This is a genomic window from Mycobacterium deserti (genome assembly GCF_025345615.1).
Taxonomy (GTDB): domain Bacteria; phylum Actinomycetota; class Actinomycetes; order Mycobacteriales; family Mycobacteriaceae; genus Mycobacterium; species Mycobacterium deserti.
This window is the reverse complement of the sequence record NZ_JAODWD010000003.1, coordinates 500,999-515,576: the sequence shown is the minus strand read 5'-3', so window position 1 is coordinate 515,576 and position 14,578 is coordinate 500,999. Positions and strand designations below refer to the sequence as shown.

Sequence of the window (14,578 nt, the reverse complement as noted above, 5' to 3'; positions counted from 1 at the left end):
CTTGTTTGTGGTCGGGCGGTGCCTACCCTGCGTCATCGCCCCCAAACCCGGCGCGCGGCGAATGTCGGCGTCTCTTCGCATTAAGGACAGCGCGGCCCTCGTCGCGCCCACGAGCGAAAGCGGCGTCGGGCTCTAGAAGGTGGCGAACTGTTGCAGACTCGCGGCCAACGCAACCGGCACCCGCGCCTTGATCCTGGTGCCGTCGGCGGTGTGCTCGGTCGCGTCGATCCGGCCGTCGGCGTGCACTCTGTTGACGAGGTCGCCCCGGTCATACGGAATCGTGACGTCGACCGTGGTGTCGGTCGGGGCGATTGACTCGGCCATCCGCTGCTGCAGCCGGTCCAGCCCCTCACCCGTGTGCGCCGAGACGAACACCGCGTCGGGCAGCGCCCGCCGTAACTGGGCCATCGCCAGATCCCCCGCGGCGTCGATCTTGTTGACCACCAACAGCTCCGGAACTTGATGGCCGTCGTGCCCTGGTTTGGATGTCGCCGCCGGAGCGGCTCCGGTAATCACCTCGTTGACCACCTGCCGCACGGCGTTGACCTGAGCCAGCGGGTTCGCATCGGACCCGTCGACGACGTGTACCAGCAGATCCGCCCCGACCACCTCTTCCAAGGTCGATCGGAACGCCTCCACCAACTGGGTGGGCAGGTGGCGCACGAACCCGACGGTGTCGGTGAGCACGAACGGGCGCCCGTCGGCGAATTCGCCTCGCCGCGTTGTGGGTTCGAGGGTGGCGAACAAAGCGTTCTCGACCAGCACCCCGGCGCCGGTCAGTGCGTTGAGCAGGCTGGACTTGCCCGCGTTGGTGTAGCCGACGATCGCGATCGACGGGACCTCGCTACGGCGCCTGCCGCTGCGCTGCGTGTCGCGGATCTTCTTCATGTCCTTGATGTCGCGGCGCAGCTTGGACATTCGCTCGCGGATGCGCCGCCGATCGGTCTCGATCTTCGTCTCACCGGGACCGCGGGTTCCTACGCCGCCGCCGGCGCCACCGGCGCGACCACCGGCCTGGCGCGACATCGATTCACCCCAGCCACGCAACCGCGGCAGCATGTACTCCATCTGCGCCAGCGTGACTTGGGCCTTGCCCTCTCGGCTGGTGGCGTGCTGGGCAAAGATGTCGAGGATCAGCGCGGTGCGGTCGATGACCTTGACCTTCACGGCCTTTTCCAGCGCGGTGAGCTGTGCCGGGCTCAGTTCGCCGTCGCAGATCACGGTGTCGGCGCCGGTGGCCAAGACCACCTCGCGTAGTTCGGCCGCCTTGCCCGAGCCGATGTAGGTCGCGGGATCGGGCTTGTCGCGGCGCTGAATCAACCCATCGAGCACTTCCGAGCCTGCCGTCTCGGCGAGTGCCGCCAATTCGGCGAGGCTGGCGTCGGCATCGGCCGCACTGCCTTCGGTCCACACGCCGACCAGCACGACACGTTCCAGTCGCAGCTGCCGGTACTCGACCTCGGAGACGTCGGCGAGTTCGGTCGACAGACCGGCTACGCGGCGTAGCGCCGTGCGGTCGTCGAGCGCGAGTTCACCTGCGCTCGGGGTGTGGGGGTGCGGAGCGTCGGAATACGTCATAGGCGAATAGAGATTCGCACGTAAATCACTTTTCATGCACCCCAATTAACGTTGCGCAGCATCCCACCATTCCTCTGACAAGTCGCCGTGTGCCACCAGAACCGATGGACCTCGCAGGAAGCTGGTCGCGTCGGTGACCGTGACGGCGACCTCGCCGCCTGGAATGCACACCTGCATCGTCCCCGTCGTCGCACCCTCGAAGGCCAGGGCCGCCACCGCCGCGGCGACCGTCCCGGTTCCACACGACCGCGTCTCGCCGACGCCTCGTTCGTGTACCCGCATGAACACCGAACCCTTCACCGGCGCCGTGAGGACTTCGACGTTGACCCCATCGGGGAACTGCGCATTGTCGAACGATACCGGCGCGGCGACGTCGAGCGCGCCGAGTTCGGAGTCGGTCATGCTCGGGTCCACGCAGGCCAGATGCGGGTTGCCGACGTCGATCGCGAGCCCCGCGAACGACCGCCCGCCGACGATCGCCTCGCCGGTACCAAGCTGGTTGGCCTTGCCCATCTCGACGGTGACGTAGGCCGAGGTCGCGTCCCACTGGTGCAGCACCACCGGCCGCGGCCCGGCCAGTGAGCCGATGACGAACTGGTCGCGACTCTCCAGGCCGCTGGCCCGCAGGTAGTGGGCGAACACCCGCACGCCGTTGCCGCACATCTCGGCGATCGACCCGTCGGCGTTGCGGTAGTCCATGTACCAGTCGTCGTCAGCGACGCCCTCCGGGATCCTGTCGAAGACGCCCAGCCGGTGCGCGCCCGCGGCGGTGATCACCCGCAAAACCCCGTCGGCGCCCAGGCCGCGGTGGCGGTCGCACAGCGCCGATACGGCGGCAGGCGTCAACGCCAGCTGGCCCTGCGGGTCGGGCAGCAGCACGAAATCGTTCTGCGTGCCGTGGCCTTTGGCGAACTTCACCTGCTCAGGATACGTGCCGCCAGATCCGCAGTGTCTGCTCGACGAGTCCATCGTCGCCGCCGTCCAGCCAGGTGATGCGGTGATCGCGGCGGAACCACGACCGCTGCCTCCGCACGTATCGGCGGGTGCCGTAGTAGGTCGGCTCGCTCGCCGCCGCGCCGTCGCCGCCGCCGTCGAGGTCGGCGATCACCTGCGCATAGCCGAGCGCGCGCGATGCGGTGACGCCCTCGCGCAGGCCGCGGCCCAGCAACGAGCACACTTCCCGCACCAGTCCCTCGGCGAACATGGTGTCGGTGCGCACTCTCAACCGTTCGTCGAGAAGCTCTCGCTCCCAATCCAATCCGATGATCGCGGTATCCCAGCGAGGGGCACCGATCGCCGGGAATGACGCCGCGAAGGGGCGGCCGGTCAATTCGATGACCTCCAGTGCCCGCACGATGCGACGTCCGTCGGTCGGCAGAATCGACGCCGCGGCCTCGGAGTCCACCCGCGCAAGCTCGGCGTGCAACGCAGAGACCCCCTCGGCGGCGAGCCGCTGTTCCCATCTCGCCCGCACCGCCGGATCGGTCGCCGGGAAGGTCCATTCGTCCAGCAAGGATTGGATGTACATCATCGAGCCGCCGACCACGACCGGGACCGCCCCGCGCGCGGCGATCGCCTCGACGTCGCGAGCGGCGGCCTGCTGGTAGCGCGCGACGCTCGCGGTCTCGGTCACGTCGAGCACGTCGAGCTGATGGTGTGGGACGCCGCGGCGCTCCTCGACCGTCAGCTTGGCGGTGCCGATGTCCATGCCGCGGTAGAGCTGCATGGCGTCGGCGTTGACGATCTCGCCGCCGACGTCTTCGGCCACCGCGAGCGCCAGCGCCGACTTGCCTGTGCCGGTCGGGCCGATGATCGCGATCGGCCTCACCGTGTCGATACCCCGGTCGCTTCGCTACTGCCCACCGGAAGCCAGACGCCCACGAAGTAGCCCACGCCGTACGGAGCGCCGCGGTACAGCTCTTCGGCCGACCGAGGTTCGCCGACGCCTGCCAGCACCTGGTACGCCGCGCGTCCGACGATGGCCTCCGGGAGGTGCGTCAGGGCGGTGATGTCGCCCGCCGCCAGCGCGTCGTCCAGCGCCGCCTGGACCGGAATCGATGCCGGGTCATAACCGCCGGGCGCGGGTGGTGTCAGCGTGTTCGCGCCGTCGGCGACGATCAGCAGGCCGACCGCTTCGGGGGCCGCGTCGAGCTCGGCGCGCAACTGTCTGCCGCTCGCCAGCGCCGCGTCGACGTCGTAGTCGGCTGCGTACACCCGCACTTCGGCTCGCGCCTGCGGCGCGCTCTGGCAGCGCAACCATCCGGCGATCAGCGCGCACAGCGGCATCGGCGATGGTGAGCCGGAAGCGGTCGGCGACAACGTGACTCGGATATCGACGCCGTAGCCGGCGAAGGTGCCGGTCCGGTCGTCGCGAACGTGGGTCTGGGCGGGTCCGACCCCGACCGCCACCCAGCGCGCGGGCAGAGCGGCCGCCGCCGCGACCGCTGCCTCGCGCAGATCGGCCACTTCTGCTGCAACGCCGCGGGCCAGTTCGGCGATCATGACCGGTGTCGACGGGACGATCGCGATGGCGCTCAGCACGTCACCACGCTAGTGCTGCGTAAGGGGCTGATCCGTGGCGGCCGCCTCGCCGCGGGCCAGCGCCGCGGTCGCGACCACCATGACCGCCACCGCGACGGCCAGGGTCAGCCAGCCGGCTTCACCGGGCCGCAACGTCTCCCCGAGCACGACAACGCCGAGCGCCGACGCGACGACCGGCTCGGCAACCGTCATCGTGGGCAGCGACGCGGTGATGGTGCCTGCCCGAAACGACGACTGCTGCCAAGCTGTGCCCGCCACTCCGACCGCCGCCCACGCGTACAGCTCGGGGGTGCGCAGCAGCGCCAGGGCCCCGTCGTCGAGCTGGTCGACGACGCCCTTGGTCAGCACCGCGAACACACCCCATAGCGCGCCGGACACCACGGCCAGCAGCACGGCGCTGGCAGGGCCCTTCCAGATGCCGGCTCCGATGACGCACAACACCAGTGCGGGCCCCAGCACGAGAAGAACCTCGGTCCACACTTCGAGCGAGGCGCGGGAGTGGCCTGCCGTCGGATTGCCCACCGTGACGATGACGACGACGGCGGCGGCCAGCAACGCCGCCCACGTCCACTGCCACCGCGTCACCGGGCGGTGTGACACTCGCGCGTTGATCGGCAAGGCAAACAGCAGCGAGGTGACCAGCACCGCCTGCACGAGCAGCACCGAACCCAGGCCGAGCGCGGCGGCCTGGAACGCGAAGCCGCCCGCCGCCACCACGCTGCCCAGCCACCACCGACGGTTGCGCAGCAGTTGCTTGAACAGCGCCAAGTGGCCGACGGACTCGTCGGTGACGTCTTGGGCCTGGCGCTGGTGGATGACGTCGCCGATCGCGATGAACACAGCGGCCGCAAGGGCGAACAGGACAGCGGCATCCGCCCGCTCGTCGAGGCCGATCATCGTTGTCCTTTCGTCGTCGTCGACACGAGCGTAGGCAAATGCATGGCGAAAGCCGTGCGCACTGGGGGCGGCGACCTGTTTGAATAGCGGTCGAGCTAGTAGGCGCCGCGTCGCGCGGCAGGTGCGCGGAACTCCCGCGCGGAGGTACGAGGAACGGATATGACGAGCAGCGAGCCCGGGACCGCATCCGAGAACGACGCAACCCCGAAACCGTCCCCGATGCCCAGACCGGGCCCACGCCCCGGCCCGGCGCGTCCCGTCCCCCGCCCCGGCCGGCCGGCGCCCGCCGCTGCGGTACCTCCGTCGAGCGATCCCCACCAATTCGGCCGCGTCGACCCCGACGGAACCGTGTGGCTGGTCACCGGCTCGGGCGAGCGAATCATCGGCTCATGGCAGGCGGGAGACGCCGAGGCGGCGTTCACCCACTTCGGCAGGCGCTTCGATGACCTGCACACCGAGGTCGCGCTGATGGAGAGCCGCCTGGAGTCCGGCACCGGCGACGCCCGCAAGATCCGGTCGGCCGCCGCGGCGCTGGCCGAGACCCTGCCGACCGCGCACGTGCTTGGCGACGTCGACGCGATCGCGGCGCGCCTGGCGACCATCATCGAGCACGCCGACCAAACCGCTGCGGCGGACAAGGCCAAGCGCGAAGAGCAGCGCGCCGCCCAGACCGCACGCAAGGAAGCCCTGGCCGCGGAGGCCGAGGAGCTGGCCGCCACCGCCACGCAGTGGAAGGCCGCAGGCGACCGGCTGCGCGACATCCTCGAGGAATGGCGGACCATCAGCGGGCTGGACCGCAAGACCGACGACGCGCTCTGGAAGCGCTATTCCGCGGCCCGAGAGACGTTCAATCGCAGGCGCGGTGCGCATTTCGCCGAGCTGGACCGCGAGCGGGCGGGAGCCCGCCAGGCCAAGGAGGCGCTGTGCGAACGCGCCGAGGAGCTCTCCGGGTCGACGGACTGGGGTCCGACCAGCGCAGCGTTCCGCGACCTGCTTACCCAGTGGAAGGCCGCAGGCCGAGCGGCCAAGGACGTCGACGATGCGTTGTGGCGGCGATTCAAGGCAGCCCAGGACACCTTCTTCGCGGCGCGCAACGCGATCACCGCTGAGCGCGATGCCGAATTCCGGGCCAACGCCGAAGCCAAAGAGAAGCTGTTGCTACAGGCCGAGCAGCTGGACACCTCCGATCTGGAGGCCGCACGCGCGGCGCTACGCGCAATCGGTGACAAATGGGACGCGATCGGCAAGGTGCCCCGCGAGAAGGGCCCCGAGTTGGAACGGCGTCTGCGCGCCGTGGAGAAGAAGATTCGCGACGCACCGACTCGCGGAGTCGACCCGGAGGCGCAGGCCCGCGCCGACCAGTTCCGCGTTCGCGCCGAACAATACGAGAAGCAGGCCGAGAAGGCCGAGGCGGCCGGCCGAACCAAGGACGCCGAGCAGGCGCGCGCGAACGCCGAGCAGTGGCGGCAGTGGGCCGACGCGGCGGCCGAGGCACTGGGCAAGCGCCGCTAGCGCGGAGCCGGCTCCATCTCGGCCTGAACTAGTCCGCGGATGGGCCGCTGTCGCCGTCGAGGTCGTCGAGCAGGCCCTTGCGCTGCCGTTCGGCGGCTTGCCTGCGGCGTTCCTCTTCCGCAGCGAGATGCACGGCGGTGCGCGCCCACACCGCCCTGGCCCAGCTGTAGGTCACGACGATCACCGCTGCCCACGCGACGATCAGCCCGAAGCCCGGACCCGGATACGGTTCGGGCGCGGTCTGTCGTGACCAGACGGCCAGCAAGCCGAGCAGGCTGGCCACCATCGAGCCGGCCAGCGCGACCCACGCCAGTGCCCACCGGCGCGTGAGCAGCGCCAGCATCGAAAAGCCGACACCGAAAACCAATGCCAGCCAGGTAAATACCCGCGACGGCAACGACACACCGTCGCGCACGGCCGCTTCGCTGCCGATCAGTACATCCAAACCCTTGGCGCCGCCGGTGTGCGGGAGCACGAACGACAGCAGCAGCACGAACACCGCGATCGCGATGACCAAAGCCCGGACGCCCGGGTCGATCTCGCGCGCGACCCGGCGTTCGGCGGCCTCGATGTCGCCCTTGAAGTCTTCAAAGTCCCCTGCGGTCACCGCGCACATCCGGACGACATCGGTTGTGGGGCGGGAACGCCGACGCCGGGCATGCCGAGCCCCACTCCGGTGCGCGGACGCAGTCCCGCGGCGTGGGCATCACCGGCACGGGTGCGGCGGTGGGTATGCGGCGCGTCGTCGGCGATCAGGTGATGCGGTGCGGCATGCGTGACCGTCGCGGTGACGACATCGCCGGGCCGGACGTCGCGACCGGCAGGGTTGAAATGGACCAGACGGCCGTCGCGGGCCCGTCCGGACATGCGCGCGGTGCTGGCGTCCTTGCGGCCCTCCCCGGTGGCGACCAGCAACTCGACGACCCGGCCGACCTGCGCAGCATTTTCTTCCAGCGAGATTCGCTCCTGCAACTCGATGAGTCGGCGGTACCGCTCGGCCACAACGTCTTTGGGCACCTGGTGGTCGAGCTCGGCGGCCGGTGTGCCCGGCCGCTTGGAGTACTGGAAGGTGAACGCGCTCGCGAAGCGGGCCCGCTCGACCACGTCGAGCGTGGCCGCAAAGTCGTCCTCCGTCTCGCCGGGGAAACCGACGATCAGGTCGGTGGTGATCGCAGCGTGCGGGATGGCTGCGCGCACGCGGTCGATGATTCCGAGGTAACGATCAGCGCGGTAGGACCGCCGCATCGCGCGCAGAATCCGGTCCGAGCCCGACTGCAGCGGCATGTGCAGCGTCGGGCAGATGTTCGGGGTTTCGGCCATCGCGTCGATCACGTCGTCGGTGAATTCCGCAGGGTGCGGCGAGGTGAAACGAACACGTTCGAGCCCGTCGATGTCGCCGCACGCTCGCAGCAGTTTCGCGAACGCGCCCCGATCGCGGGGCTGATCCGGGTCGGCGAACGACACGCCGTATGCGTTGACGTTCTGGCCCAGCAGCGTCACTTCGAGCACGCCCTGCTCGACGAGCGAGGTGACTTCGGCGATCACGTCGTCCGGCCTGCGGTCGACCTCTTTGCCACGCAGCGCGGGCACGATGCAGAACGTGCAGGTGTTGTTGCATCCCACCGAAACCGATACCCAAGCGGCATAGGCGGATTCGCGAGCGGCCGGCAGCGCCGACGGGAATTCCTGCAGAGCTTCGGCGATTTCGACCTGTGCGGCCTTGTTATGGCGCGCGCGCTCGAGCAGCGCAGGCAGTGATCCGATGTTGTGGGTGCCGAACACGACGTCGACCCAGGGGGCCTTGCGCAGCACCGCGTCGCGGTCCTTCTGTGCCAGACAGCCGCCGACGGCGATCTGCATGTCAGGATCCGATTGCTTGCGGGGGGCCAGGTGGCTGATGTTGCCGTACAGCTTGTTGTCGGCGTTCTCGCGCACCGCGCAGGTGTTGAACACCACGACGTCGGCGTCGGACCCCTCGGCGGCCTTGCGGTATCCGGCGGCTTCCAGCAACCCTGCGAGCCGCTCGGAGTCGTGCACATTCATCTGGCAGCCATAGGTGCGGACCTGATAGGTGCGCTGCTGCTGGCGAACGGCGCCGGTCGCCGCCGAGCGCTCGCGCGTGGGGGCACCTCCCGCCCGGAGGGCAGAGGGAGAGTCGGTTGCCCCCGCCTCTCGCGTCACCATGGAAGTCACGCGCCCCATGGTACGGAGGGTCCGGCAGGGCGACCTGAGCGGATTCACGAGTTCCGGGCACGGTGGGCATTCCCTGGGTAAGGTCTGCACCCATGGAACCCACCGGGTCGGACGTGAAAGAGGTCGATCCGACTCCGTCAGCCGTGCCGATGATCTCGATGCAGGCGGTCAACAAGCACTTCGGCAGCCTGCATGTGCTCAAGGACATCGACCTGGAGGTCGATCGCGGACAGGTGATCGTCGTCCTCGGGCCATCGGGGTCGGGTAAGTCCACACTGTGTCGCACGATCAATCGGCTGGAACCCATCGATTCCGGAACCATCGCGATCGACGGTGAGATCCTGCCGTCGGAAGGTAAGAAACTCGCGCAGCTGCGCTCCGACGTCGGCATGGTGTTCCAGTCGTTCAATCTGTTCGCGCACAAGACGATTCTCCAGAACGTCACCCTGGCGCCGATGAAAGTGCGTAAGAAGTCGAAGGCCGAGGCACGCGAGAAGGCGATGGAGCTGTTGGAGCGGGTCGGCATCGCCAATCAGGCCGACAAGTACCCTGCGCAACTCTCGGGCGGGCAGCAGCAGCGCGTGGCCATCGCGCGGTCTCTCGCGATGAACCCGAAGGTCATGCTGTTCGACGAGCCGACCAGCGCGCTGGACCCCGAGATGATCAATGAAGTGCTCAACGTGATGACGTCGCTGGCCGCCGACGGCATGACGATGCTCGTTGTGACGCACGAGATGGGCTTCGCCCGGGGCGCGGCGAACCGCGTCGTGTTCATGGACGGCGGCGCGATCGTCGAGTCGGCCGAGCCCTCGCAATTCTTCACGAATCCACAAACCGATCGCGCCAAGGACTTTCTCGGCAAGATCCTTCACCACTGATCGAAAGGAACAGGCCATGTTGTCGTTCTCAAGGCGCGTCGTAGGTGCCGTCGCTCTCGCCGTCGCGTTGCCGTTGGCGGCGACCGCGTGTGGTGGCGGCGGTGACGGTGGCGGTGGGGACACCATCGTAATCGGGACGAAGTTCGATCAGCCCGGGCTGGGCTTGAAGAACCCGGACGGCACGATGAGCGGATTCGACGTCGATGTCGCGAAGTACGTCGCGCAGCAACTCGGGTACGGCGAGGACAAGATCGAGTGGAAAGAAGCGCCGTCCGGCCAGCGCGAGACGCTGATACAGAACGATCAGGTCAAGTTCATCGCCGCGACCTACTCGATCACCGACGCCCGTAAGGAGAAGGTCGCCTTCGCCGGGCCGTACCTGGTCACCGGCCAGAGCCTCTTGGTGCGCGAGAACAACACCGACATCACCGGCGAGGCCTCCCTGCAGAACAACAAGAAGCTGTGCTCGGTCACCGGTTCGACTCCGGCGCAGCGCATCAAGGACAAATTCTCCGGTGTGCAATTGCAGCAATACGACACCTACTCGGCGTGCATCGAGGCGCTGAAGAACGGGGCCGTCGACGCGGTCACCACCGACGAGGTCATCCTCGCGGGTTACGCCGCACAGACACCGGGCGCGTTCAAGCTCGTCGGCGGAACCTTCTCCGAAGAGAACTACGGCATCGGTCTGAAGAAGGACGACACCGAACTGCAGACGAAAATCAACGATGCCATCGTGAAGATGGAGAAGGACGGGGCGTGGAAAGCAGCCTGGGACAAGAACCTCGGGCCTGCCGGCATCCAGGCTCCCGCGCCGCCGCAGATCGACCAGACCTGAGCGGGTCAACGCCGACGTGGAGATTTTCAGCGAGTATCGCGGCCAGATCTTCGGGGCGTTCTGGACCACGATCCAGCTGACGGTCTACTCGGGAATCGGCGCGTTGATCCTCGGCACGGCGCTGGGCGCGATGCGCCTGGCGCCGGTGCCGATGCTCAATTGGATCGGCACGACGTACGTCAACGTGGTGCGCAACACCCCGCTGACACTGATCATTCTGTTCTGTTCGTTCGGGTTGTCGCAGACCCTCGGCATCACCCTTGTCGATCCAAAGTCGGCGACGTCGATCGAGGACAGCAACTTCCGGCTCGCGGTGCTGGGCTTAGCCGTCTACACCGCCGCATTCGTGTGTGAGACCGTCCGCTCGGGTGTCAACACCGTGCCGCTGGGGCAGGCCGAGGCGGCGCGGTCGCTGGGTCTGACGTTCAGCCAGAATCTCCGGATCATTCTGCTGCCGCAGGCTTTTCGATCCGTGATCATTCCACTCGGGTCGGTGCTCATCGCGTTGACGAAGAACACCACGATCGCCTCGGCCATCGGCGTCGCCGAGGCGGCGCTGCTGATGAAGGAGATGACCGAGAACACCGCGGCGATTCTGACCGTCGGAACGATCTTCGCCCTCGGCTTCGTCGTCCTGACGCTGCCCACCGGATTGTTCTTCGGGTGGCTGGGTAAGCGGTGGGCGGTGGCCAGGTGAGCTCGGCATCGGTTCTCTTCGACGCACCCGGACCGCGGGCGCGGGCCCGAAACTGGATCTTCAACATCGTCACCGCGCTCGTTGTCCTGCTTGCGATCTGGGTGGTGTATTCCAAGCTGTCGGCCAAAGGTCAGCTCGACGCGGCCAAGTGGGAACCATTCCTGACGTCGAACCTGTGGACCACCTATGTGCTTCCTGGCGTTCAGGGCACGCTGACCGCCGCGGCGGTGTCGATCACGCTGGCGCTGGTGCTGGGCTTCGTGCTCGGCGTCGGCCGGATGTCCACCCACCCCGCGATCAGTTGGCCGTGCTCGGTGTTCGTCGAGTTCTTCCGTGCCGTCCCGGTGCTGATCATGATGCTCTTCGCGTATTCGCTGTACGCGTTGTACGACGTCTTCCCCTCCAAGCACCTCGCGCTTGCGGGCGTCATCACGGGTCTGACGCTGTACAACGGTGCGGTCATCGCCGAGATCGTCCGGGCCGGGGTCAACGCGCTGCCCCGCGGACAATCGGAGGCCGCCTCCGCGCTCGGCATGCAATGGGGCCAGACGATGCGGGCGATCCTGCTGCCGCAGGCCATCACGTCGATGCTGCCGGTGCTGATATCGCAACTGGTGGTGGTGCTCAAGGACTCGGCGATCGGCTACATCATCACGTTCCTCGAGATGGTGCGTCAAGGCGTGCAATTGGGCGCCGCATACGGCAACCTCCTGCCGGCGTTGATCGTCATCGCCATCCTGATGATCAGCGTCAACTTCGCCCTGTCGTGGTTCGCCACCCGGATGGAGCGACGGATGCGGCGGTCGCGCCGCGGGCCTGCCCCGCTGGAGACCCAGGCGGTCGAACAGGAAGGCGCACCCGGCGCGAAGGCGGTCTGAGTCGGCGCGTCAGTGCGCGCTGCGCAACCGGTCCAGCGTTTCGGCTGCGCCGCCGTCGAGGTCGCGATGCCCAACGTTGACCGCGATACCGGGCTTCACGCCGGCCAGCGCGGGCAGCAGATGGTTCATCACCTGTTCCGCGGTGGCGGGCATCCTGCGCCCTCGGGCGGTGACTTTGGTCCACCGCTCCCCGTCGCGGAAGTAGTGCTCTTCACCCGAGTCGAACCGCAGGGTCACCAGATAGCAGTCGTTGGTCAGCCGCATGGCTTCACAGTGGCACACCTGTCGGCATGCGTGTGCACCGCTCGTCAGACTCTCCGGCGCTCGCGTTCGTTGGCCAGCGCGACTTTGACGACATCGAATGCCATGGTGTCGCCGTAGCCCCGGCGGGCGAGCATGCCGACCAGCCGACGCGTCAGCTTCGCGTCGTCGTCGGTGAGCCGTTCCCGGCGGAGGCGGTGGGCAACGAGTTCCTCGGCCCGTTGCCGTTCGGCGCCGGCGTCGATATCGGCCAATGCGGCCGCGATCACGTCGTTGTCGACGCCCTTGGTGCGCAGCTCGGCGGCCAACGCGCGCTTGCCTTTTCCGGCCGTGCGCCGTCGCGACTGCACCCACTGTTCGGCGAAGCCGGCGTCGTCGACCAACCCGACCTGGGTCAGTCGGTCGAGTACACGCTCACTGAGGTCGTCGGGATATCCCCGCTTGGCGAGCTGACCTTCGAGCTCGGCGCGGGTGCGGGCCCTCGCGGTGAGCAGGCGCAGACACAGATTGTGCGCCTGCTCCTCGCGGGGAACCTCAGAAGTCGACTGGGGCGGGCAGGACTTCGTCATCGGTCACCACGGCGCCAATACCGAGCTTTTCCTTGATCTTTTTCTCGATCTCGTTGGCCACGTCGATATTCTCGAGCAGGAAGTTGCGCGCATTCTCCTTGCCCTGGCCCAGTTGCTCACCCTCGTAGGTGAACCAGGAACCGGACTTCCGAATGAAACCGTGCTCAACCCCCATGTCGATGAGCGAACCCTCACGGCTGATGCCCTTGCCGTAAAGGATGTCGAACTCGGCCTGCTTGAACGGCGGCGAGACCTTGTTCTTGACGACCTTGCAGCGGGTGCGGTTGCCCACCGCGTCGGTGCCGTCTTTCAAGGTCTCGATTCGCCTGACGTCCAACCGAACCGAGGCGTAGAACTTCAACGCCTTTCCGCCCGTTGTTGTTTCGGGCGAGCCGAACATGACGCCGATCTTCTCGCGGAGCTGATTGATGAAGATCGCGGTGGTGCCCGAATTGCTCAATGCACCGGTCATTTTCCGCAGCGCCTGGCTCATCAGCCGGGCCTGCAGACCGACGTGACTGTCACCCATCTCGCCTTCGATCTCAGCGCGCGGCACCAGCGCGGCCACCGAGTCGATGACCAGGATGTCCAGCGCGCCGGACCGGATCAGCATGTCGGCGATCTCCAGCGCCTGCTCGCCGGTGTCGGGCTGGCTCACCAGCAGCGAGTCGGTGTCCACACCCAGATTCTTGGCGTACTCCGGGTCCAGCGCGTGCTCGGCGTCGATGAACGCGGCGATGCCGCCTGCGGCCTGGGCGTTGGCGACCGCGTGCAGTGCCACGGTGGTCTTACCCGAGGATTCCGGGCCGTAGATCTCGACAACCCGGCCACGCGGCAACCCGCCGATCCCGAGCGCCACGTCCAGGGCGATCGATCCGGTCGGGATGACGGAGATCGGCTGGCGCACCTCGTCACCGAGGCGCATCACCGAGCCTTTGCCGTGGTTCTTCTCGATCTGGGCCATCGCCAGTTCGAGGGCCTTTTCGCGGTCAGGGGCCTGCGGCGCCATGGGGTTCTCCGTCCTCGTGGGTGTTCGGTGATCGGTTTCGATCAGTTGGCCGTGACGCTAGAGGCAGCCACCGACAAGTCGCCTTGACCAGCATCTAGCCGTCGAACAATGCCCAGAGTAGCGAACGTGTGTTCGATGGCAAGGAGGCGCGCCGAGCGCGTGTCACTGCGCCGTGGGGCGCCAGAGCTGATCGGTCGTGGCCGCGCCGGCGGGCAGTTCCACCAGCTCGATCGGAGTCGAATCGGGATCGTAGACGAACAGCATGCGCACCCCGCCGATGTCGACGGGTGGCTTGCACACGACCCCGTCGAACGCCTGGAGCTGCGCGTAGGCGGCGTCGGCGTCCTCGACACGCAGCGACATATTCGTGTAGCCGATGTGCGGGCCCGGCGCATACTGCGAAACCTCGCCGAGCGACAGCAGCTCGACCATCGTGCCGCCGATCAGGCCGCCGACCATCCGGCCGCGCTCCCCCTCGCGGCCGGTCACCGCCGCCAGACTGGGCCCTTCCAATGCCACGTCGAACACGACGTCCATGCCGAGCACGTCACGGTAGAACTGCAGCGACGTGTCGATGTCCGAGACACCGATGCAGACATGGGAGAAATTCTCGATACGGATCGGTGCGTGCTCGCTCATGGACTCTCCTCACGGTGGAGTGCCGGTGGAAGGCGCTCCCTGACCGGGGAGTGTTCCTCATCCGGGGCCCCGCATGGGCCCGATTGAA

General features: G+C 67.6%; 16 protein-coding genes. 5 read left to right on the top strand and 11 right to left on the bottom strand.

All coding sequences use genetic code 11. The features are described from left to right. Window positions 1-132 precede the first annotated feature (132 nt). From hflX to N4S67_RS13860, 5 genes are read right to left on the bottom strand one after another with little or no spacing between them, the layout of a single operon-like run. Window positions 133-1,578, bottom strand: coding sequence for a GTPase HflX (gene hflX, locus N4S67_RS13880; protein WP_260993552.1), 1,446 nt, complete (start codon window positions 1,576-1,578; stop codon window positions 133-135). A 45-nt stretch (window positions 1,579-1,623) separates the two neighbouring features. Next, window positions 1,624-2,547: a diaminopimelate epimerase gene (gene dapF / locus N4S67_RS13875; protein ID WP_390893361.1), complete on the bottom strand. Its 924-nt coding sequence runs from the start codon at window positions 2,545-2,547 to the stop codon at window positions 1,624-1,626. Next, entirely contained in the window at window positions 2,501-3,406 is a 906-nt protein-coding gene (miaA, locus tag N4S67_RS13870; RefSeq protein ID WP_260993550.1) for a tRNA (adenosine(37)-N6)-dimethylallyltransferase MiaA, read from the bottom strand. Before miaA ends, dapF begins: the two co-directional genes overlap by 47 nt. Beyond that, entirely contained in the window at window positions 3,403-4,119 is a 717-nt protein-coding gene (locus N4S67_RS13865) for a hypothetical protein (protein WP_260993549.1), read from the bottom strand. Before N4S67_RS13865 ends, miaA begins: the two co-directional genes overlap by 4 nt. A gap of 9 nt (window positions 4,120-4,128) precedes the next feature. Next, complete coding sequence (locus N4S67_RS13860; protein WP_260993548.1) at window positions 4,129-5,016, bottom strand: DMT family transporter; 888 nt, start codon at window positions 5,014-5,016, stop codon at window positions 4,129-4,131. A gap of 159 nt (window positions 5,017-5,175) precedes the next feature. Between N4S67_RS13860 and N4S67_RS13855 the strand changes: the two genes are divergently transcribed. After that, on the top strand, window positions 5,176-6,528 hold the full coding sequence (locus N4S67_RS13855) for a DUF349 domain-containing protein (RefSeq protein WP_260993547.1): 1,353 nt from the start codon (window positions 5,176-5,178) through the stop codon (window positions 6,526-6,528). Window positions 6,529-6,556: 28 nt separating this feature from the next. Here N4S67_RS13855 and N4S67_RS13850 read toward each other — a convergent pair whose 3' ends face one another. Both N4S67_RS13850 and miaB read right to left on the bottom strand, forming a co-directional pair. Next, window positions 6,557-7,144 carry an Rv2732c family membrane protein gene (locus tag N4S67_RS13850; RefSeq protein WP_260993546.1) on the bottom strand — a complete coding sequence of 196 codons (588 nt, stop codon included), beginning with the start codon at window positions 7,142-7,144 and terminating at the stop codon, window positions 6,557-6,559. Next, window positions 7,132-8,712, bottom strand: a complete 1,581-nt coding sequence (gene miaB / locus N4S67_RS13845) for a tRNA (N6-isopentenyl adenosine(37)-C2)-methylthiotransferase MiaB (protein ID WP_390893395.1) — start codon at window positions 8,710-8,712, stop codon at window positions 7,132-7,134. The genes N4S67_RS13850 and miaB overlap by 13 nt, the downstream gene beginning before the upstream one ends. 158 nt (window positions 8,713-8,870) lie before the next feature. Here miaB and N4S67_RS13840 point away from each other — a divergent pair, with 158 nt between their 5' ends. The 4 genes from N4S67_RS13840 to N4S67_RS13825 are packed head-to-tail and all read left to right on the top strand — an operon-like array spanning window position 8,871 to window position 12,012. Beyond that, complete coding sequence (locus N4S67_RS13840) at window positions 8,871-9,599, top strand: amino acid ABC transporter ATP-binding protein (protein ID WP_260994037.1); 729 nt, start codon at window positions 8,871-8,873, stop codon at window positions 9,597-9,599. Between the two features lie 16 nt (window positions 9,600-9,615). Beyond that, the gene (locus tag N4S67_RS13835; RefSeq protein ID WP_260993544.1) at window positions 9,616-10,437 is read left to right on the top strand and encodes a glutamate ABC transporter substrate-binding protein; all 822 of its coding nucleotides are present in this window, start codon (window positions 9,616-9,618) and stop codon (window positions 10,435-10,437) included. A 16-nt stretch (window positions 10,438-10,453) separates the two neighbouring features. Next, complete coding sequence (locus N4S67_RS13830; protein ID WP_260993543.1) at window positions 10,454-11,134, top strand: amino acid ABC transporter permease; 681 nt, start codon at window positions 10,454-10,456, stop codon at window positions 11,132-11,134. After that, window positions 11,131-12,012, top strand: a complete 882-nt coding sequence (locus N4S67_RS13825) for an amino acid ABC transporter permease (RefSeq protein ID WP_260993542.1) — start codon at window positions 11,131-11,133, stop codon at window positions 12,010-12,012. The genes N4S67_RS13830 and N4S67_RS13825 overlap by 4 nt, the downstream gene beginning before the upstream one ends. A 9-nt stretch (window positions 12,013-12,021) precedes the next feature. On the opposite strand, the gene N4S67_RS13820 is transcribed toward N4S67_RS13825, so the two are convergent. From N4S67_RS13820 to N4S67_RS13805, 4 genes are all read right to left on the bottom strand, one after another. After that, window positions 12,022-12,276: a hypothetical protein gene (locus N4S67_RS13820; protein ID WP_260993541.1), complete on the bottom strand. Its 255-nt coding sequence runs from the start codon at window positions 12,274-12,276 to the stop codon at window positions 12,022-12,024. A gap of 44 nt (window positions 12,277-12,320) precedes the next feature. Then, window positions 12,321-12,842, bottom strand: coding sequence for a recombination regulator RecX (gene recX / locus N4S67_RS13815; RefSeq protein WP_260993540.1), 522 nt, complete (start codon window positions 12,840-12,842; stop codon window positions 12,321-12,323). Next, complete coding sequence (gene recA / locus N4S67_RS13810; protein ID WP_260993539.1) at window positions 12,808-13,851, bottom strand: recombinase RecA; 1,044 nt, start codon at window positions 13,849-13,851, stop codon at window positions 12,808-12,810. Before recA ends, recX begins: the two co-directional genes overlap by 35 nt. 162 nt (window positions 13,852-14,013) lie before the next feature. Next, window positions 14,014-14,490, bottom strand: coding sequence for a VOC family protein (locus N4S67_RS13805; protein ID WP_260993538.1), 477 nt, complete (start codon window positions 14,488-14,490; stop codon window positions 14,014-14,016). Window positions 14,491-14,578 lie beyond the last annotated feature (88 nt).

Coding starts and splice junctions, on each gene's coding strand:
- N4S67_RS13820 (WP_260993541.1), bottom strand. CDS start 12,276: ATGCGGCTGACCAACGACTGCTATCTGGTGACCCTGCGGTTCGACTCG.
- N4S67_RS13850 (WP_260993546.1), bottom strand. CDS start 7,144: ATGTGCGCGGTGACCGCAGGGGACTTTGAAGACTTCAAGGGCGACATC.
- N4S67_RS13805 (WP_260993538.1), bottom strand. CDS start 14,490: ATGAGCGAGCACGCACCGATCCGTATCGAGAATTTCTCCCATGTCTGC.
- recA (WP_260993539.1), bottom strand. CDS start 13,851: ATGGCGCCGCAGGCCCCTGACCGCGAAAAGGCCCTCGAACTGGCGATG.
- miaB (WP_390893395.1), bottom strand. CDS start 8,712: ATGGTGACGCGAGAGGCGGGGGCAACCGACTCTCCCTCTGCCCTCCGG.
- N4S67_RS13840 (WP_260994037.1), top strand. CDS start 8,871: ATGATCTCGATGCAGGCGGTCAACAAGCACTTCGGCAGCCTGCATGTG.
- dapF (WP_390893361.1), bottom strand. CDS start 2,547: ATGGACTCGTCGAGCAGACACTGCGGATCTGGCGGCACGTATCCTGAG.
- N4S67_RS13855 (WP_260993547.1), top strand. CDS start 5,176: ATGACGAGCAGCGAGCCCGGGACCGCATCCGAGAACGACGCAACCCCG.
- N4S67_RS13835 (WP_260993544.1), top strand. CDS start 9,616: ATGTTGTCGTTCTCAAGGCGCGTCGTAGGTGCCGTCGCTCTCGCCGTC.
- N4S67_RS13860 (WP_260993548.1), bottom strand. CDS start 5,016: ATGATCGGCCTCGACGAGCGGGCGGATGCCGCTGTCCTGTTCGCCCTT.
- hflX (WP_260993552.1), bottom strand. CDS start 1,578: ATGACGTATTCCGACGCTCCGCACCCCCACACCCCGAGCGCAGGTGAA.
- recX (WP_260993540.1), bottom strand. CDS start 12,842: ATGACGAAGTCCTGCCCGCCCCAGTCGACTTCTGAGGTTCCCCGCGAG.